This window comes from Alkalibacillus almallahensis, from assembly GCF_011761495.1.
Taxonomy (GTDB): Bacteria; Bacillota; Bacilli; order Bacillales; family Alkalibacillaceae; genus Alkalibacillus; species Alkalibacillus almallahensis.
Genome location: NZ_JAASRU010000011.1, coordinates 1 through 19,429 on the forward strand (window position 1 = coordinate 1; position 19,429 = coordinate 19,429).

The 19,429-nt window shown below is 39.7% G+C and carries 19 protein-coding genes and 2 tRNA genes; 2 read left to right on the top strand and 19 right to left on the bottom strand.

From position 1 onward, the window contains the following. Nucleotides 1-451: 451 nt before the first annotated feature. From lysS to spoIIE, 12 genes are all read right to left on the bottom strand, one after another. A complete protein-coding gene (gene lysS / locus FHR85_RS10120) occupies nucleotides 452-1,942 on the bottom strand; it encodes a lysine--tRNA ligase (RefSeq protein WP_167262839.1) in 1,491 nt (496 codons plus the stop codon). A 96-nt stretch (nucleotides 1,943-2,038) separates the two neighbouring features. After that, nucleotides 2,039-2,536, bottom strand: coding sequence for a 2-amino-4-hydroxy-6-hydroxymethyldihydropteridine diphosphokinase (gene folK / locus FHR85_RS10125; RefSeq protein ID WP_167262841.1), 498 nt, complete (start codon nucleotides 2,534-2,536; stop codon nucleotides 2,039-2,041). After that, entirely contained in the window at nucleotides 2,523-2,897 is a 375-nt protein-coding gene (folB, locus tag FHR85_RS10130; protein WP_167262843.1) for a dihydroneopterin aldolase, read from the bottom strand. Before folB ends, folK begins: the two co-directional genes overlap by 14 nt. Further along, entirely contained in the window at nucleotides 2,884-3,723 is an 840-nt protein-coding gene (folP, locus tag FHR85_RS10135) for a dihydropteroate synthase (protein WP_167262845.1), read from the bottom strand. Before folP ends, folB begins: the two co-directional genes overlap by 14 nt. A 31-nt stretch (nucleotides 3,724-3,754) precedes the next feature. Further along, on the bottom strand, nucleotides 3,755-4,624 hold the full coding sequence (gene hslO / locus FHR85_RS10140) for an Hsp33 family molecular chaperone HslO (protein WP_167262847.1): 870 nt from the start codon (nucleotides 4,622-4,624) through the stop codon (nucleotides 3,755-3,757). A gap of 2 nt (nucleotides 4,625-4,626) precedes the next feature. Next, entirely contained in the window at nucleotides 4,627-5,403 is a 777-nt protein-coding gene (locus FHR85_RS10145; protein WP_167262849.1) for a type III pantothenate kinase, read from the bottom strand. Between the two features lie 390 nt (nucleotides 5,404-5,793). After that, a complete protein-coding gene (gene ftsH, locus FHR85_RS10150; protein ID WP_167262851.1) occupies nucleotides 5,794-7,842 on the bottom strand; it encodes an ATP-dependent zinc metalloprotease FtsH in 2,049 nt (682 codons plus the stop codon). A gap of 132 nt (nucleotides 7,843-7,974) precedes the next feature. Then, nucleotides 7,975-8,511 carry a hypoxanthine phosphoribosyltransferase gene (gene hpt, locus FHR85_RS10155; protein WP_167262853.1) on the bottom strand — a complete coding sequence of 179 codons (537 nt, stop codon included), beginning with the start codon at nucleotides 8,509-8,511 and terminating at the stop codon, nucleotides 7,975-7,977. Nucleotides 8,512-8,522: 11 nt separating this feature from the next. Next, nucleotides 8,523-9,893: a tRNA lysidine(34) synthetase TilS gene (gene tilS, locus FHR85_RS10160; protein ID WP_167262855.1), complete on the bottom strand. Its 1,371-nt coding sequence runs from the start codon at nucleotides 9,891-9,893 to the stop codon at nucleotides 8,523-8,525. A gap of 83 nt (nucleotides 9,894-9,976) precedes the next feature. Next, complete coding sequence (locus tag FHR85_RS10165; RefSeq protein ID WP_167262857.1) at nucleotides 9,977-10,903, bottom strand: protein kinase domain-containing protein; 927 nt, start codon at nucleotides 10,901-10,903, stop codon at nucleotides 9,977-9,979. Then, a complete protein-coding gene (locus FHR85_RS10170; protein WP_167262859.1) occupies nucleotides 10,866-11,615 on the bottom strand; it encodes a vWA domain-containing protein in 750 nt (249 codons plus the stop codon). The genes FHR85_RS10165 and FHR85_RS10170 overlap by 38 nt, the downstream gene beginning before the upstream one ends. A gap of 63 nt (nucleotides 11,616-11,678) precedes the next feature. After that, complete coding sequence (gene spoIIE, locus FHR85_RS10175; RefSeq protein ID WP_167262861.1) at nucleotides 11,679-14,126, bottom strand: stage II sporulation protein E; 2,448 nt, start codon at nucleotides 14,124-14,126, stop codon at nucleotides 11,679-11,681. 264 nt (nucleotides 14,127-14,390) lie between these two features. Here spoIIE and FHR85_RS10180 point away from each other — a divergent pair. Further along, nucleotides 14,391-14,464: transfer RNA gene (locus tag FHR85_RS10180), tRNA-Met, on the top strand. 15 nt (nucleotides 14,465-14,479) lie between these two features. Continuing rightward, nucleotides 14,480-14,551, top strand: a tRNA-Glu gene (locus tag FHR85_RS10185). 132 nt (nucleotides 14,552-14,683) lie between these two features. Here the strand turns inward: FHR85_RS10185 and FHR85_RS10190 are convergent. The 7 genes from FHR85_RS10190 to yabN all read right to left on the bottom strand — a co-directional run bounded on the left by FHR85_RS10190 (nucleotide 14,684) and on the right by yabN (nucleotide 19,177). Continuing rightward, nucleotides 14,684-14,974, bottom strand: coding sequence for a TIGR04104 family putative zinc finger protein (locus tag FHR85_RS10190; protein ID WP_208379659.1), 291 nt, complete (start codon nucleotides 14,972-14,974; stop codon nucleotides 14,684-14,686). A 681-nt stretch (nucleotides 14,975-15,655) separates the two neighbouring features. Next, nucleotides 15,656-16,036, bottom strand: coding sequence for a S1 domain-containing RNA-binding protein (locus FHR85_RS10195; RefSeq protein ID WP_167262863.1), 381 nt, complete (start codon nucleotides 16,034-16,036; stop codon nucleotides 15,656-15,658). Nucleotides 16,037-16,110: 74 nt separating this feature from the next. Next, nucleotides 16,111-16,512: an FtsB family cell division protein gene (locus FHR85_RS10200; protein ID WP_167263045.1), complete on the bottom strand. Its 402-nt coding sequence runs from the start codon at nucleotides 16,510-16,512 to the stop codon at nucleotides 16,111-16,113. Continuing rightward, entirely contained in the window at nucleotides 16,484-17,092 is a 609-nt protein-coding gene (gene yabQ / locus FHR85_RS14630; protein WP_167262865.1) for a spore cortex biosynthesis protein YabQ, read from the bottom strand. The genes FHR85_RS10200 and yabQ overlap by 29 nt, the downstream gene beginning before the upstream one ends. After that, nucleotides 17,089-17,394, bottom strand: coding sequence for a sporulation protein YabP (yabP, locus tag FHR85_RS10210; protein ID WP_167262867.1), 306 nt, complete (start codon nucleotides 17,392-17,394; stop codon nucleotides 17,089-17,091). The genes yabQ and yabP overlap by 4 nt, the downstream gene beginning before the upstream one ends. A 58-nt stretch (nucleotides 17,395-17,452) precedes the next feature. Further along, nucleotides 17,453-17,719, bottom strand: coding sequence for an RNA-binding S4 domain-containing protein (locus FHR85_RS10215; RefSeq protein ID WP_167262869.1), 267 nt, complete (start codon nucleotides 17,717-17,719; stop codon nucleotides 17,453-17,455). A gap of 9 nt (nucleotides 17,720-17,728) precedes the next feature. After that, complete coding sequence (gene yabN, locus FHR85_RS10220; protein WP_167262871.1) at nucleotides 17,729-19,177, bottom strand: bifunctional methyltransferase/pyrophosphohydrolase YabN; 1,449 nt, start codon at nucleotides 19,175-19,177, stop codon at nucleotides 17,729-17,731. Between the last annotated feature and the right edge of the window lie 252 nt (nucleotides 19,178-19,429).

A 19,429-nucleotide genomic window follows, 5' to 3' on the forward strand; every position in this document is an offset into this window, starting at 1 on the left:
CGCGTTCGAAAGCGACAATGACTAATATACCAAGTTGAAAACCGGAAGTCAACAACTTTTTATTAATCTTTTTAATCGATTGTTTGAATCGATTTTGCTCTCAAAAAGCGACCTTTTAAATATAACAACTATTGGTTAGAAAGTCAATAGTTATTTTGTGATTTGATTTTGCTTTATGTTCCTTCAAATCACTGTCATTAGCGCGTCTCTCAACGCGACAATTAATAATGTATCACGCCTGAAAATCATACGCAATAGTTTTGTTAATGTAAATTAATTCTGACAAATACAGCTTCTTTTTACCTCTAATAACTACTAAGTTAGTTAACATCCTCTTTCGGTCACCATGTCATTCTATGCAATATGAATAATTCTTGTTCTCAACCATAAAAAAGACTTACCTACACCTTCAATAGTGTGGTAAGTCTTGGCTTCTTCTATACATAATCATTTAAGAACGATGACGCATTTGTGGGAAGAGTAATACATCACGGATTGATGGCGAATCAGTTAATAACATGATTAATCGATCAATTCCGATCCCTAATCCACCTGTTGGTGGCATTCCATATTCTAGAGCTTCTAAAAAGTCCTCATCCATGAGATGGGCTTCATCATTACCTGCATCACGTTCTTTCACTTGCGCTTCAAAACGTTCACGCTGGTCAATTGGGTCATTTAATTCAGAGAATGCGTTGGCATACTCACGACCTACTATAAATAATTCGAAACGATCGGTATAACGGCCATCTTCATCATTCTTCTTAGCTAACGGGGAAATCGCAACAGGATGTCCGTAAATAAAGGTTGGTTGAATTAAATGTTCCTCGACTTTTTGTTCAAAGAATTCATTAACGATATGACCAAATGTCATATTATTATCTACATCAACACCATGTTCTTTCGCTAATGTTTGAGCTTGTTCATCTGATAGGTCTTGCCAGAAGTCTACCCCTGTATATTCTTTAATGGCGTCAACCATGTGCCAACGTTTCCAACCAGATGATAAATCAACTGAATGTTCGCCGTAAGTTACAGTTGTTGAGCCAAGTACATCTTGAGCAATATGAGCAATTAGTGTTTCTGTTAAATCCATCATATCATGGTAATCAGCGAATGCTTCATATAACTCGATCATAGTGAATTCTGGATTATGACGTGTTGAAACTCCTTCATTACGGAAGACTCGGCCAATTTCATACACTTTCTCCATACCACCCACGATTAATCGCTTCAGATGGAGCTCAATGGCAATTCTCATATATAAAGGAATATCTAAAGCATTATGATGCGTTTCGAATGGGCGCGCCGATGCACCGCCTGGAATCGAATGCATCATCGGTGTTTCAACTTCTAAAAAGCCTTGGTCATCTAAGTAACGGCGCATAGATTGTAAGATCTTACTTCTTAATACGAACGTATCTCGGCTTTCTAAGTTCGTAATTAAATCAAGATAACGTTGACGATAACGTTGTTCGACGTCTTTTAAACCATGAAACTTCTCTGGTAATGGACGCAGTGATTTGGTTAAAAATTCGAATGAATCTGCTTTAACGGATAGTTCGCCAACTTTAGTCTTAAACATAACACCTGAAACACCGACAATATCACCTAGGTCAGCTGATTGGAAAATGTCATAAGCTTCTTCACCAATTCGATCTTTACGAACATAGATTTGCACTTGTCCTGATAAATCTTGAATGTGTGCGAATCCTGCTTTACCTTTACCTCGCTTCGTCATAATACGTCCAGCGACGGTAACTGTGGTTTCAGATTCCATTTCTTCCAACTCTTCTTTACTATACTGATCATAGGCTGCTTGTAAATCTTTAGCTAGATGGGTACGCTCAAATTTATCACCAAATGGATTGATGCCAGATTCTTGTAATGTTTTTAACTTTTCAAGTCGCATCTGCATTTGGTCATTCATTTCTTCTGACACATTATTCACCTCTATCTATTAAGTAATCCTTCATGATACCTGATAATCTAGTTTAACCACCAGGCGCATTAAACAGAAGGTTAGATCATCGTTTATTCAAATATGTTCTGCATAATACTCTACACCAGCAAGTTCCTCAGAATCAAGTTCATTCACATAGCTTTGAACGGTTTTATCGTTAATTTTTTCATGTTTAGCCAGATCAGACAAAGGCACTAACACAAAAGCACGTTCAGTCATTCGTGGATGAGGAATCGTTAAACGCTCGGTTTCTAAAGTCGTCTGAGCAAATAACAAAATATCTAAATCGATCTGCCTTGGTCCGTTTCGAAACGTTTTCTCACGGCCGACAGACTCCTCAATCGATTGCGTTAACGCTAATAATTCTAACGGTTCATAGGTGGTATCAACAGCGACCACCATGTTTAGAAAAGCTCCTTGATCAAGAAAACCAACTGGTGCAGTTTGGTAGACCTTTGATAATGCTATAAGCTCAACGTCCTGATCTTGAGATAAAGCTTCAATAGCCTCTTTCAAATAAGTTTCCCTCGGTTCAATATTCGATCCTAAAGCAATATAACTACGATAAGCCATAAGGGCGCTCCCGTTCAATCTTAACTGCAACCGATTGGTAATAACCTGGGATTGGCGGACCTGGTTTATCAATTGTGATTTTAATCGCTTCTAAAATTGAAAATGCTCGAAACATGTCTTCAGCCAAAGTTTCAGCAACAGCTTCCACTAAGTTATACGCTTCACCTTCAACAACAGCCTGAGCGACTTCATAGGCTTGACCATAATCTATGCTTTCATCCATGTTGTCAGTTTTACCTGATGACGTTAAATCCAACATAAGCTCTAAGTCGACTGTAAAACGTTGCCCTAACTTATTCTCTTCTGGAAACAAACCGTGATACCCATAAAACATCATGCCATTTAACTTAATCTTGTCCATGTTCATTCCACCCTTTACCAAGCATTGCATCCATCATGTCTACTGCACGTTTTACTTCCTTCACATCGTGAACCCGTACAATATCAACACCTTGGCTTACACCCTGACAAATCGTTGCAATCGTTCCTTCTAATCGTTCTTCAACAGGTAAACCCAGCGTTTTACCCACAATTGATTTACGTGAGGTTCCTAGTAAAATCGGATAGCCGAGTGTTTTCAGTTCTTGCATACGTCGCATGGCGAGTAAATTTTGCTGATGTGTTTTACCAAAACCGACGCCAGGGTCTAAAATAATTTGCTCGTCATTAACCCCTTGTTGTTTCACGATTTCAATCGATTCCTTCAAAGAGGTTTTTATGTCATCCATTAGATCGTCATAATCTGATTCAGCTTGATTATGCATTAAAATGATCGGACAGTTATATTTCTTTGCAACAGCCCCAATCTCTGGGTCATGCTTAGCACCCCATACGTCATTGATGATTGTCGCACCCGCTCGAACCGCAGCTTCAGCTGTTTTAGCTTTAAACGTATCAATTGAAATGGGTACAGATATATGATCGCTTAACGCTTGAATCACGGGAACCACTCGATCAATTTCTTCTTCTGCTGAAACAGGCGTGTGTCCAGGGCGTGTAGACTCCCCCCCGACATCAATTACTGTCGCACCATCTGCTACCATTTGCTCCGCCTGTGCCACAGCCCGTTCTAGATCATTAAACTGTCCACCATCCGAGAATGAATCGGGTGTTACATTTAGAATTCCCATAACCATTGTCTGATCGAATAATTGAAGCGACTGGTTCATAGGCTGAGTATCTTGCATGAAGATTCCCCTTTCCACACTAACTAAAAAATTAGCTCTTTAATTCGCTCAATTCGTCTGCTGATAAGTGATAGACCTCATTACAGAAGTGGCAAGTTGCCTCTGCTCCACCATCTTCTTCAATCATCGACTGTATTTCTTCGTTTCCAAGTGAAGCAATCGCATTTTCCGTACGTTCTTTAGAACATGAACAACTAAATTCAACGTTTTGTTGTTCAACAATATGCCATTCATGTCCTTCAAAAAAGCTTTCCAAAATATCTTCTGGTTTTTTACCTTCTTGAATTTGTGTTGAAACAGTTGTCATTTGATTAATCCGTTCTTCAACGATTGAGATGGTTTCCTCAGTCGCACCAGGCATCATTTGAACAATAAAACCACCTGAAGCTAAGATCGAATAATCTGTATCAACCAAAACACCCGCACCCACAGCTGACGGAACTTGTTCTGATGTCACAAAATAATACGTGAAGTCTTCACTAATTTCACCCGATACAATCGGAACTTGTCCTGTGAAATTATTTTTTAGTCCTATATCTTTCACGACGCCAATCGTACCGTTTGTACCCACAGCACGGCGAACGTCTAATTTGCCATGTTCATTTGAGTCAAAATCGACATGTGCGTTTTTGAGGTAACCTCGTATTTCACCTTTTGCATTTCCGTCTGCAACAATGGCACCGATCGGACCGTCACCTTCAACTTTAACCGTCAACTTATCATCACCTTTAAGCATAGCGCCCATCATCGACGTAATAGTCATCGTTCGACCTAAGGCCGCTGATGCAGTTGGCCATGTATCATGGCGGCGACACGCTTCACCTACAAATTGTGTTGATTCAATCGCATAAGCACGGACTTGTCCGTCAAATGCAGTTGCTTTAACTAAATAATCACTCATGATTAATCTCCTTTCTCATTCGCGCAATATATCTCATATAAACCATGTAATGTCAGTTCAGTATCGACATAATCAATGGTTTCAGATCCTTTACCAATTAATCTAGCCAAGCCACCTGTTGCGACAACAGTTGGCGTTTGATTAGCTTGAGCTTTAAATTGGTTCACGACAGCATCCACTTGGCCGACGTAGCCATAATAGATTCCTGATTGCATCGCTTCTACCGTTGATTGCCCGACCACTTGATGAGGACGACCAATCTCAATGCGTGGCAATTTAGCCGCTTTAGCATACAAAGCTTCGGTCGAAATATTGATGCCAGGCGCAATCGCTCCACCTACATATTCTTCATTTTCGTTGACATAACAATAGGTCGTCGCCGTCCCAAAATCAATAATAACAGCCGGCGCGCCATACATTTTAATGGCACCAACTGCGTTAACAATACGGTCTGCACCAATTTCCTGAGGATTCGGGTAAGCCATTTTCAAATGAGCATCCACGCGTTGGCTACCTACAATCAATGGCTTTATGTGAAAGTAGTTTTCACACATCTTCTCTAAAGAAAACATAATCGGAGGCACCACTGATGAAATAATCACACCATCAAAGTCATCGAATGATAGCCCGTGGTGTTGCAACAAAGCTTTCACCTGCATGGCGTATTCATCTTCCGTTTTATGACGATCGGTTGCAATGCGCCACTGGTAAGTTAATTTGTCTTGTTCAAACACACCCATAACGGTATTGGTATTGCCTACGTCTAACACAAATATCATACTGTCACACCATTTCTTTATAACAATTTAATAACGCGTCATTAGCTTGATGTTTCATTCAACGTAAATCATACCACAAACACTCAGTTTTTGTCGTGAAACCTACTCAAAATCTCAATGAATTAGCGGTATAACAACCTTTTATCTTTTAGTGGTGAATTTAATTAGTTAAGCACTAAGTTGTTGAATTGTGAGGAGCGAAGGTGGCGACTCCAGTGGGAACAGCACGAGTCTCGAGACCCCGCAGGCCGCGTTTTTCGGCCGAGGAGGCTCGAGCCGTGCCCACGGAAAGCGTCCACCGGGAGCGGATCACAATTCAACAACGGTTCAAGCTAAACCAACAACAAAAAACCTACCCTGAATCATTCAGGGTAGGTTGATATAACTTGGTTATTCTTTACGACGATCGTCATCTGATGCTTCATCATCTGAAGTAGTCTCATCGTTAGCTGTTTCATTTGAAACAGTCTCATCTGAGGACTCATCTTGTGATTGAATATTAACTTGAACGTCTTGATTGTCATCTGAATCATCTTGACCATCTGTTTCAGTCTTTTCAGATGTTTGTTCAGAAGGAGTCTCATCAACCTCTTCTTCTTCGAGTGGCTCTGGTAAAACGCCATCTTCGAAAAGACCTTTAATCTGACGAGCATCAAGTGTTTCAACTTCAAGTAATGTTTTCGCAATGATTTCTAATTGCTCTTTATGCTCTGACAAGATACTGTGAGCACGTTCGTAACAATCATTAATAATTGCTTGAACTTCTTGGTCAATCACATAAGCGATTTGATCACTGTAATTTGGTTCATTCTGAATGTCCTTACCTAAGAAGACTTGGCCTCCAGAACTACCAAATTGTAATGGACCTAACTTCTCGCTCATACCGAATTCAGTTACCATCTTACGGGCAATGTTAGTTGAGCGTTGGAAGTCATTATGAGCGCCAGTACTTGCTTCACCGAAGATTAATTCTTCAGCAACACGACCACCTAATAAGCCAGTGATCTTATCAAGCAATTCTGGTTTCGTTTGGAAATAACGGTCTTCTTTAGGAAGCATTACCGCATAACCACCAGCTTGACCACGTGGCACGATTGTTACCTTATGAACCATATCGGCTTCATCAAGCACCATACCAATAACTGTGTGTCCACTTTCGTGGTAAGCGACAATGTTTTTCTCTTTATCAGAAATGACACGGCTCTTCTTGGCAGGACCTGCAATCACACGGTCAATCGCCTCATCGACGTGTTCCATTTCAATCTTCTTAGCGTCAGCACGTGCAGCAACTAAAGCTGCCTCGTTTAATAAGTTTTCTAGGTCTGCACCTGTAAATCCAGGTGTTCTTAACGCAATCGCTTTAACGTCCACTGATTCACTTAATGGTTTGTTACGTGCGTGGACTTGTAAGACTTCTTGACGTCCTTTAACGTCTGGGTTCTGTACCGGAATTTGACGGTCAAAACGACCAGGACGTAATAACGCTGGGTCAAGAATGTCTGGGCGGTTTGTCGCCGCCATCATAATAATACCTTCATTGACACCAAAACCGTCCATTTCAACAAGTAATTGGTTTAATGTCTGTTCACGTTCGTCGTGACCACCGCCGACACCAGCGCCACGCTGACGTCCAACTGCATCAATTTCATCAATGAAAATAATACACGGTGCGTTTTTCTTCGCATTTTCGAATAAGTCACGTACACGTGACGCACCAACACCGACAAACATTTCAACGAAGTCCGAACCACTGATTGAGAAGAATGGTACACCTGCTTCACCAGCTACTGCCTTCGCAAGTAATGTCTTACCAGTACCTGGAGGGCCGACAAGTAAAACCCCTTTTGGAATACGCGCGCCCAATTCAGAGAATTTACGCGGATCCTTCAAGAACTCAACAACTTCTACAAGCTCTTGTTTCTCTTCATCAGCACCTGCTACTTCATTAAATTTGGTCTGTTTCTTATCTTCAGTATACATCTTCGCCTTACTCTTACCAAAGTTCATCATACGGCCACCGCCGCCTTGCATCTGGCTAAGTAAGAAGAAGAACAGGATAAAGATAATTAAAAACGGAATAAGTGTTGTGAAAAATTGCGCCCAAGCACTTGGTTCCTCAGCTGCTTGAACATCGACTAACCCTTGATCTCGAGCTGTATCCAGAACATTATTAACGATTTCTTCAGTCGCTGGAATCTCAGCACTGAATGATTCAGTTTCTCCCGTATCACCAGGCTGATATTCACCCGTTACATCATACGCAAAGTTCGTATATTGTAAGTTTAATTCTTCAATTTGGTCATTTTCTAAGACCTCTTGAAATTCATCGTAAGTGAGTTGTTCCGTTTCCGGACTCGGATTGTTCAACATTCCGATAATTCCGATGACAACTAAAAAGATTATTAAGTAAAATATGGTATTTCGGAACACCCGATTCATCACTAACCTCCTCCTAAGCTATGTGCAAACTAAGCTGTCTACCCATCATCTATAGTTCATTGCTTGTTTCCTTATTTAAGTGCAAAACTAAACTTATGTTATCATAATTATTTTACCTACCTCAAACAATAACTATGAATAAATCTCTTCTTTTAAAACCCCGATATACGGAAGGTTTCGATAACGCTCTTGAAAGTCCAGTCCATAACCAACAACAAAGGCGTCTGGTACTTCAAAACCTACAATGTCTGCAAACACATCAGCTTTACGACCTGATGGCTTGTCTAACAATGTCACGATCGTAATGGAATTCGCTTGACGATACCTAAATAAGTCGACTAAATAACTTAATGTTAAGCCACTATCAATAATATCTTCGATGATCAACAAATCGCGACCTTTAACTTGTGTATCCAGGTCTTTCACGATGCGAACTTCCCCAGATGATTCCATGCCGCCGCCATAGCTTGAGACATCCATAAAGTCAATTTCCACATGCGTTTCAACACGTTTTAATAAATCATTCATAAACGGCATAGCACCTTTTAAGACACCTACTGCCAGAGGGAACTTCCCGTCAAAGTCACGTGTGATTTGCGCTCCTAATTCTTCTGCTTTCGCTTGAATTTCCTCTTCAGAAATCAAGACTTCTTTAATTTCATTATGCAAAACAAATCCCCCTATGATTCACTTTCATCGATTGAAAGTATGATATGACGTGTATCCGATAAATCAGCCCAATCGCTCTGTTTTAATAAAGGAATCCACAACACACGACCATTTGCATCTGTCACCACCGGCCATGTATCACGCTCATTTAAAGGAACTTTTTCATCAATGAAAATATCCTTTACTTTTTTATGGCCATTTAATCCTTTAGGTCTTATACGATCACCCGGACGTCTTGTTCGAACGGTTAACGGCCATGACACATCTGATTTTGAGCCAACCATGACGCGATCATTTAAATCGAGTGTTTTACTATATTCAGAACTTATCTCTTGAACCTGTATCGTCCACCCATTAGGTAGCCGCTTCAGATCGCCAATATTCAATGGAATCTCATAACTCCTCGATTCGAGCGTCTGGGTTGTCACCGTACACGTATCGTATGATTTAATAGCCTTTAATCCTTGTCGTAACGTCCATTCACTATTAGGCGTTTCAGATGCTAACCATTCTTTAAACGATTGAAAATCACGACGATAAGACTGATTACTTACACTAAGATAGTTTAATATTAGATGAAAGCCTCGCCTTTGTAAAGGTAATGGTAGGGCCTCAAAAAAATTAATTGAAAAGGTCACCTTTTGTTCACAAAATTGGCTAATCGCCATCATACGTTCCTCAGCCCATTCATTTAACAGCTGATGATCTTCGGTTAATTCATGATGAAGGTCCATAGCACTATTATGTATATTAGGATTCTCTGATTGAACAAATGGTAACAGCTGATGACGGAAACGATTGCGCGTATAGTCGTCCGAAGCATTGCTTGGGTCTTCACGAAAAGGAATCGAATGTTGATTGACATAATCCCTAATCTGCTCCTTACTCACCTTTAACAAAGGACGAATAACGTGAAGTGAATCTAACTGTTTACTAGCTTCCATGCCTCTTGGAAAGACGCCTTTACTTAGGCGCATGAACATCGTTTCAATTTGGTCATCACCATGATGGGCTAAAACAAGTTTTCCAGATTCACTTACTTCCTTTGCGAAGGCATCATAACGTAATGTTCGCGCTGCTTCTTGTACACCTGTTTGGGTCTTTTGTTGATAATCTTTAGTATCAACTTTAAGTAAGCGACAAGGAATGGATAAGTTGGTAGCTTGTTCACCCACAAACAAACTGTCCGCTTCAGATTCTTCACCGCGTAACTGGTGATCCACTGTTAGGACTGTAAGGGTTAAATTCCAATCTGATTGTATGTTGTACAGTAAATGGAGTAACGCCATGGAATCAACGCCCCCTGATACAGCAACATAAAGTTCATCACCTTGTTGAATTAGCCCTTGCTCTTGGATAAATTGTTTTACTTGTTCTTCCATAAGACAAGCCGCCCTTTTGATGATTCATCACCACTTTATCGTACCATTATACCAAATCCTCATTCAATTAACAGCGGGAGCGACTATAATAATATATAGATCATGAATCCATTAAACGCCACCATTCCACTCAATGTAATTAAGTCACGTTCACTGATGCGCCTATTATTTACTTTAGTCGTGCGTTGTTGGACTGGGCGAGAGCGGATTAAATGTTGCACGACTTGATCAACATCACGTTTCATATGCAAAGCGTCACGGTATTTTCCTAATAAGGCTTGTTTGATCACTTGTTGAAAGGGCGTAATCCGCTTGCTACTAGATAAGAAGCGCCAAAGTATTTGTTGCTGACCGTTGGAATCAAATTTCAACGGGCGTTCAGCGTGCATCAAACAAATCGCCAAGGCAAACAGATCGTAGGTTGGTTCAGCTTTTCGTCCACCTAGCCGCCAAAACCCTCGGTCATAGATCGACGTATATTCTCGAATACCACGTCCTACCTGCGTAACACCCCCAACATCCACTAACCGAATTCGTTTCAAGCTATCATCAAAAATCATATTATCTAGCTTTAAATCACCAAAAATATAACTCATGCTATGAAGTTGATGGAGTTCAGATAAGAGTCGTGACATTAATCGTCCAAGATCAACTAATGATAACTTTCCCACTAGCGTTGTCATAGGTTTACCTTGCACATATTCCATCACGTAAAAGCTTTGCTTCATTCGATTAGGAAGATAACCATCATCTACATCGATTAAAGAGGGCCCAAGTGAAATACTTTGGGCCCGTTGCAATTTCTTTAAAATATTAGCTTCAGCCGTAACAACGGATGGATCGCGACTAATTTTCAAAGCCACTTTCTTACCCGATGCTTCAACAAGGTAAGTTGATCCTCGCGCACCTTCACCTAATAGCTGTTTAATCTGATACTGTCTTTTATGCCACAGACCATTAATCTTCGTCCCATTAGCTAGACGAACGGTAGGATGGATCGATGACATCATATGCTGCCCCTCTCATTACATCATCTTGTTCACTAATATGGAAGGCCTTTGCCGCTTCACGCAATGCTGAACCAGTAGGGGTAATGCCACCCACAGCAAACTTCGGAAACACCTTAGCAATCCGTTTACCATCATCCGTCCAATCAAGCAGCAACTTCACAACTTGCTTACGAGTCGGGAATTGGTAAACCGTATACATGAATTGACCTTGTCTTGCATCTAAACTGATCATTAAATCATCTAAGGCCTCTTTCACAGCTGACATTTTCGTTTGCATACTAGCACTCGTATCCACTAGAATCACCATATTTAAATCAACTGTTTCACTTAAATCTTCCATAACCTCTTGTACTTCACCCCTTGTCTCAGGTGGCAAAGCTTCTTCATTTGTTTCATCACCTAAAATACTCTTTAGTTCTTGATTCACATAACCTTGAATCGTTTGCGTCATAGCTTGTTGGGTCACCATTTGCATCGTTTCGGATAAATCATCCGCATATACGATTCGACTAACCCCTTTACCTGCTTCAGCTATTTCATTGACTTCACGCAAGCCAATCGGTTCTTCTGTTTGATCGTCATCTAATACACCAATCACATTAACAGATACCCCTGTTGATACAATGTGACGACTAACAGCTACTGGATCTTCTCCTTGATTGGAACAACCATCTGTGATTAATAGAATCTGACTAACACTACCTTTATTCAACTGCCAACGCCTCCTTCAACATTTACAATCATTGTTGACAGTCAAAAATAGAAATATACGTCATTAAACCGTAGCCACCGAAGAGAATGAAGCCCATTTCGGTCGACTCTTTTCAATTTTTGTCACTAACACGGTCATATCATCGACTATAGCCCCGTGATGACTACGAATCGTTTCTTCTAATATTAAATCTGCCACATCTTGAGGATCATCTGTTTCAAGCTCACGAATTTTCCGTTTCAACCACATTTCTCGGTTATCTTCAGTTGCCACAGTCTCTAAAATCCCATCACTCACCATAACGAGTAAGTCGCCATCTTTGAGCGATTCATAAACAGGTTCGACATCGAATTCTTCTAAAATACCAATCGGTAAGTTGCCCGATTCAATCGGGTAGACAGCATCGCCTCTTTTAATAAAACTCATCATAGCACCAATCTTCAAGAAGTTCACATGTGGTTCTTGTAAATCAATCACAGCCAGATCAAGCGTCGCATAGATCTCATCGGATGTTCGCAACGATAGAATCGAATTAATCGACTGTAAAGCGACTTGTTCATTAATACCCGATTGTAAAATTTGTTTGAGTAGTTTCAATGTTTCCGAGCTTTCTAAATAAGCCCGTTCGCCATTTCCCATACCATCACTAATCGCTAAAACAAAGCGACTCTTTCCTAACGGCAACGTCATATATGTGTCGCCTGATAATAGATTGCCTTGTTTCGCTGCGTGAGCTACTCCAGAAGCTAACTGATAATTTTTCACCGAACTAAAAACAAACGTCCGATCACCATGCCGTTCTGAAGAAGCCGTTTCTTCGTCTACTACGACTGTTTCATTTAATAAATCCGATAACAGCGGGGCAATGACTTTTTCTGCTTCTCCGTGATAATCGTTAAAATAGAGTGTCATTTCTAAATCAATATTACCCTTATCAATCGAAAATAATTCCAGATGCTCCAATGAATAACGGTTCTCATAAAGCACGCGGCGAATCATTTGTTCATGCCAAACATAATCTTCTCGTTCCTTTACCATTTCTGTCGCGAAATTATTCATCACTTCTGATACACCATTGAGTTGTTCCGATACAAACTGACGACTTTCTCTCACTTGTTGTTTTAACCGCTTATTCGCTTTATAAAATGAGAATTCATAACGCATTTGATCCACGACTTGATCACTTTTCACACAGAAATTCCGCAATTTCCCCATTTGAAAATTAAGTTGCGATGAGTCTCGTTCTTCAATCGCCATCATCATTTGTTTTAACACAGGATAAGTACGATCAAATTGATTCACCCAACAAGTCTGTTTTTTAAGACAGGTTTGACACGTCTTCTCCGTCACCCGACTCAAATACTCGTCCACATCATGCATGTCATCAAACTTCGTCGTATCCGTTTCAATCGAAGCAAAACTATCCGATAAAGCTTCGAACATTTCCGAGAATCGTTCTACTCGGTTCGCTGTTGCATCTCGAACTTTTTGTAGATACTGCTCGTTTTCCGCTTGTGCTTCTTCCGTTCCAGGGACATACTTAGCCACTTTCTTACCAAGCATGGATGGTGTCAGCAAAAATAAACCAGCTGCTATGACGGTCTGCCATAACAGATTGTGTAGCGACATCATTTCAATGTTATAAATACCAATTAATAATGCAGCAATAAGTGCACCGAACGTCATCACAGTTCTGTTAACATTTTTTAATAATCCAGCTAATAACCCGATAAGGGCTAATAAGCTAATCTGATAAAGTTCAATAGCACTCGTCAAACTCAACATTAAACCAACCATCACGCCTACAGCCGAACCTGCCGTCGTTCCCGCTACTAAAGCAGCAAATAACACAATGTAGATCGCCATGATCTGGTCAATCGCAATACCATTGATGGTTAATCCGACCATGCCTGTTAACACAGCTGTCGCTAATATCATGGCACAGATCATTTCTTCTACTTTGAATTTCGCACGCGGGGGTTTTAGCGAATTAAATGGATACGCTTGCAAAAATACCATCACTAAAAACCCAGCAAGCGTACCTTCAATCACAAACATCGTCATATCATAAATCGTAAAAACACCTTCAAAGGCAACAATCATTAGCCTTGCTAACACAACACTCGCACCACTTGTCAAAGCCAACCACTTCAGACGTTTTGAACGAGTTTGTCCCCAATGATGGTCAATCATCAGCATCAACAAACTGCTCAAACTGATAAAAACTGCGTGTGGGATACTAACAGTTAAAGCCCCTAATATCATACACAACATCGTCAATGGAGCAAACGACCGTTTTGTAACTGCTGTAACAGCCAAGAAAGCGATCGCAAACGGCGAAATGTCCGATAATATAATGGCTCGTCCTAATAATAATCCTAATAAGTACCATAATAGTCCGTACGTAATCATCAATTGATACAAAAACTTTGCCAACCTATTGAGTACTGGCATCGTTTCGTTTAGGCGACGATTACTGGCGAATATAGATCGTTTTGATAGAGAACTCACGTCATCACCACCCCTTATATGCACAGTTAATCACGAATATGACTAAAACTTTGTCAAAATCACGAGTAGCAATGGAAAAAATTTTCGACTTTTCCTTTCGTTAATTGATGAAATAAGCGTACAAATAAGATTTAAGGTACATGCTTTTACAAAGGTTGATGAACATCAACAAAATTTACAAGAGAAATCGTTGAAATCTTGTTGACACACGCACTCTCGTATTGTACTATAATCTTTGTGCTCAACAGAGCAGATTTAAAACTTGGCGGTGTAGCTCAGCTGGCGAGAGCGTACGGTTCATACCCGTGAGGTCGGGGGTTCGATTCCCTCCGCCGCTATTTTTTTAATACTAAGGCCCGTTGGTCAAGCGGTTAAGACACTGCCCTTTCACGGCAGTAACACGGGTTCGAGTCCCGTACGGGTCACTAAAGATGAAGCCCGACATTGTTATTAATAACAATGTCGGGCTTTTTATGTATATTTGATTATTTGATGAATACCAAAAAATAATCTTATTAAAAAAACGACCTTATAGCTTCATATTCATTACCTGTACGTTACCAAAATGCTTCTTCTTCGTTAGACAAATTTAAAACAAAGGGATATAGACCCAAGATCGCTAATGTAATAATAATTCCTATAATAATAGTTGTACCTACTGAAAAATCGAATAGTACATTAATTGGTAATATCAAGACTAACGGTAAAAGAGCTAATCCCCCGTTTCTAAATCTAGATGAAGCAGACTCATATTGCTTAGTTTCACAGTATGGGCAATTCAATCTAAATAACCTTCTTATCGTTTGTTTCCAAGTCCATTTTGTACCACAGTTTTGGCAAACAGGCATAATAGACCCCCTCTTGTGAAAATGATACTCCTTGTTAGTTGAATAACGTTATTGACCACAAAATGATAATTTCCCTGGATTCTCAATGATTTAATAAAATTTTATAACTGATATGCTTATACTATTTTCCGATCAAAATATCAAACCTAAATCTACAAAGCTAAAATTATTTCCAAGCTAGTAAAAAGTAATATACCAAATAATAAAATTTTAAATGATTCTTTATAAGATTTATTTTTTCTATGCTCTTTTATCACAATAGTCCAAATAAAATTAAGTGAAAAGAATACTTATAAATGCAATTGTAAGAAAATATGACGACATATCGTTAGATGCAGAAACAATTACTATAACTAATAAAGCCAAACCAGCAACATCATTGTGGTTAATTTTATGTTCTCTACTATGCGCCACGATGATACTCTCTTCTTTTTAATTGGCTCTGTTAAAGTTAAGTGTTGATTTGTCAGATTGTTAACGACGATAGTGGTTGATCATTTGAGGCGTAAAAGTGACTCATCTAACACCAATGGCTACCATTCAAAACTTCACCTTAAATTGTGTGACCACCTCAACAAATATCGTAGAGCTTAAATTTAAAAAAATGCCACAACAGAACAATGTTCCGTTGTAGCTTCTCTAAAATCGCTATATATTGACTTATCTAAATAGACAGCAAGATTACCCTCTTTTAGCACCACCGCCACCACGGCGAGATTCCGTATGCTTTTTAAGTGAGGACATCTTTTCTTCACTATCCTTTAAAAATTTGTTCATTTTTGATTCAAAATTTTCTGCGCGTTTCTTCTGCTCTTCGCGCTCATATTTCACATCCGCCTTTTTAATGGATAATCCAATCTTGCCATTATCCTCTACATTTAAAACTTTAACCTCGACCTCATCACCGACGGATAAGTGTTCGCTAATGTCCTTAACGAACTGATCTGCTACCTCACTAATGTGGACCAAGCCAGTTGACCCATCTGGAAGCTCAACGAAAGCTCCAAAATTCGTAATGCGGGTCACCTTACCGTGCAACTTGCTGCCTACTTCAACTGACATAAAGAAAATGCTCCTCCTTAATAATAATAAGAAAATCTACTCTTTATCATTATATATAAGCTCGATTAAAAGTGTCAATAAGAAGGCTCACCTTCTTCACTGTCTTCAGGCAAGTTGAAAATTACTTCACCTTCACGGGAGAAGAAATAATCTTTCCGTGCGATTTGTAATAAATACTCAGTGTCATTTAATAATTCAACTTCTCGTTCTAATCGATCTTGTTCATCTTTAGCTGCTTTTAATTCCTCTTGAAGTTGTTCTTGTTCTGCTTTTTTATCTTCATGTATGGCTTGTTGTTGTATATAATAACCTGAAAGTGTACCGACCACTAATAAGAAAAGTAAACCAAAGGCGATTAAGCGACGTTTAAGAAGCTTTTTCTCTCTTCGCTTTCGAGCAAGATAAGCTTCTTGTTCTTTAACATATGTTGAATCTAACTTTTCAACATTATCCTTCCTCTTCTTCTTCTTGAACATCACTTGCACGCCTCCTTTTCTTTATAAGTAGCACTAGTTTTTTCCACATAAACCTAATTCTATTATCGCAAGTTTCGACGAAGTGTTTAAGGTACTTTTTTACTATTCTCGGCACAAACGGGGCCAATAACAGCTTGATCAGCTTGATTAATGTCATTATTAATCGCCATACAATACTTAAAACAAAAACGACTATGCCCGTCAAAACGCGGAAAATCCATGTTAAAGGTTTAACAAGCACATAATCTATGAGCTGATAAATAACGCGAAAACAAGCGGACAAAAAATTCAAAAAATACGCAAAAAATCGTAGGAATATGTCTTGAAACAGCGCATAATATGTCGAAATACCTAGAGCTAAGGCGATTATAAAATAAAATCGCAGTGCTCCACCGTTAAGTTGAAACAGGGTATAGTACAACCATACCCCCACTAACCCACAAAATAAACTATCAATTACTAATCGGTTCTTAAAATCATGCGGACGAACCAACTGCTTGTACACATCAAATAGTGCACCGATTAGTAATCCACATAGAATAAGGATGAGCATCGTGGTGAATTGTGTTGTTAGCGTCATTTCAATAACTTGCTAAAGAATCCTTTAGCTGGCTGTTGTTTAGACTCGTCGATATAATCAAAAGAATAGATTTTACCTTGGATCGTGAGCAACCCTTCATCAACATTCAAATTCTTCATATGCAAATTATGGCCGCGCACCATCAAGTACCCTAGTGATGTCTTTAACAGAAATTCCTCTGTATCAAAACTATCGACATCCAAAACCCCTGTTAACTTCAATTCCTTTCGATCAGTCAAAGTCACAGCATGTTCTCGTTTTTCCTCGCGATCTGGTTGATAGAGTGATTTTTCATATGGCATGTCTACCCCTCCTATTCACTAGCCATCTTATGACTAGTAACAAGAGTTCATGCATCAATTAATCATTTGTTTCAACTTTTTCTTCTTTAATGACTGTGTATAGACGTGTTGTTTGATCCTTTTTCACATGTTCCTGTAAGGATTCTACTTGAATGACTAGTTTCTTATGGCCGTACTGAATCATAACTTCATCCCCGACAGTAAGGTCAGATGATGCTTTTGCTGGTTGACCATTAACTTCTATACGGCCTTGATTCGCTACATCTTTCGCTACTGTACGTCGTTTAATTAAGCGTGATAGTTTTAAAAATTTATCTAAGCGCATCATGTCACCTCATTGCTGATTTCTTTTAATCTCTTGCCAATACTCCTCAAGCTCTTCTAAAGACAAGTCAGTTATCGCTTGATTGCTCTCGTTTACACGTTTTTCAACGCTTTGAAATCGTTGAGTAAATTTATCACACGTTCGATTGAGTGCTACTTCTGGATCGATACGATAATATCGTGCTAAGTTCACAAGCGAGAATAAGACATCTCCTAACTCTAATTCCGCTTCATCACTTGTTTCATTCGCCACTGCCTCTTCAAATTCCTTTAATTCTTCATAAACTTTCGCTACAACTGGTTGAGCTTCTTTCCAATCAAACCCTACCTTAGCAACCTTCTTTTGAATCTCTTTTGCTAATAATAAGCGAGGTAGTGACTCATTCACATCATCTAATACTGATTCTTGTTTCGGACGGCCTTGTTGTTTAATTTCTTCCCAATTCCGTTTCACATCATCTGCTGAATCTACGTTTTCATCACCAAAAACATGAGGATGGCGTTCAACCATTTTGTCCGTCACATTCTGAATAACATCATCAACTGTGAAATAACCATGATCTTCACCAATTTGACTATGTAGCATCACTTGGAGGAGAACATCACCTAACTCTTCAGCTAAATGATCATCATCCTGTTGATCAATCGCTTCGATCACTTCATACGCCTCTTCTATCAAATAGGGGCGGAGTGACTCATGTGTTTGTTTCTGATCCCAAGGACATCCTCCTGGGCCTCGTAACCTTGCAATAACCTCGCGCAACGCTGTGAACGTATGGTGTAATTGATCTCGAGGTTGAGGTGGCACATAGACCGTAATTAAATTACTCACCGGGAAATTCCGATCAAGTTCATATAATGGGACTGTTCGCTGCCAAGCTTGGTCACTTCCAGCTGCATGAACAATAGTAATGGGATAATCATGAGGTAAGTCTTCCATTAACGTCAACTTCACATCAGAGGCCGTGACAGTATCAAACACTTGGCTAATCAATAGATGCTGCTCATATTGAATAACATGTCTATCGAGGGCTGTTCCGTCTAATAATTGGAACCCTTCGATCGGATCAACATTGACAGCTGTTAAGAGTGGATCGATGAAACTCTGCCCGCCTTCAATCGAAACCGTAATATCATCTTGCTCTGTTTCCAACAATAATTGCACCGTCTTTTCAGCGACCATTGGATGCCCTGGTACTGTATAAATGATATCTTTTTGTCTAGCTTGCTTAATTAAATCTTCAGCAATAGTTTCATAGACACTCGCAAATTGGTCATTCGCCTCATAAACTTCATCGTAGCTAGAAAATGTGACACCTTCTGCTTGCAGATCATGAATAACTGGATGATCAAGCGTTCGAGTTAAAACGTTTTCTTGTTTTATGAGTTGTCGGTAAATGCCTAATGGTAACTGATCAATCGTACCAGCCCCAAGACCAACAATATGTATATGTCCCATGCAATCCCTACCTTCTACTAATCTTTGACTCTGTTAAATTTTAGTGTTGATTTTCATATGATGTAGCACTGAGTTGTTGAATTGTGAGAAGCGAAGGTGGCGACTCCTGATCGACTAAAAACGGTCACGTCCTGTGACCAACGTCGACATTAGGCCGTCCGGGCCGTCACGGGAATAGCACGAGTCTCGAGACCCCGCAGGAAGTGCTTTCCTTCCGAGGAGGCTCGAGCCGTGCCCGCGGAAAGCGTCCAC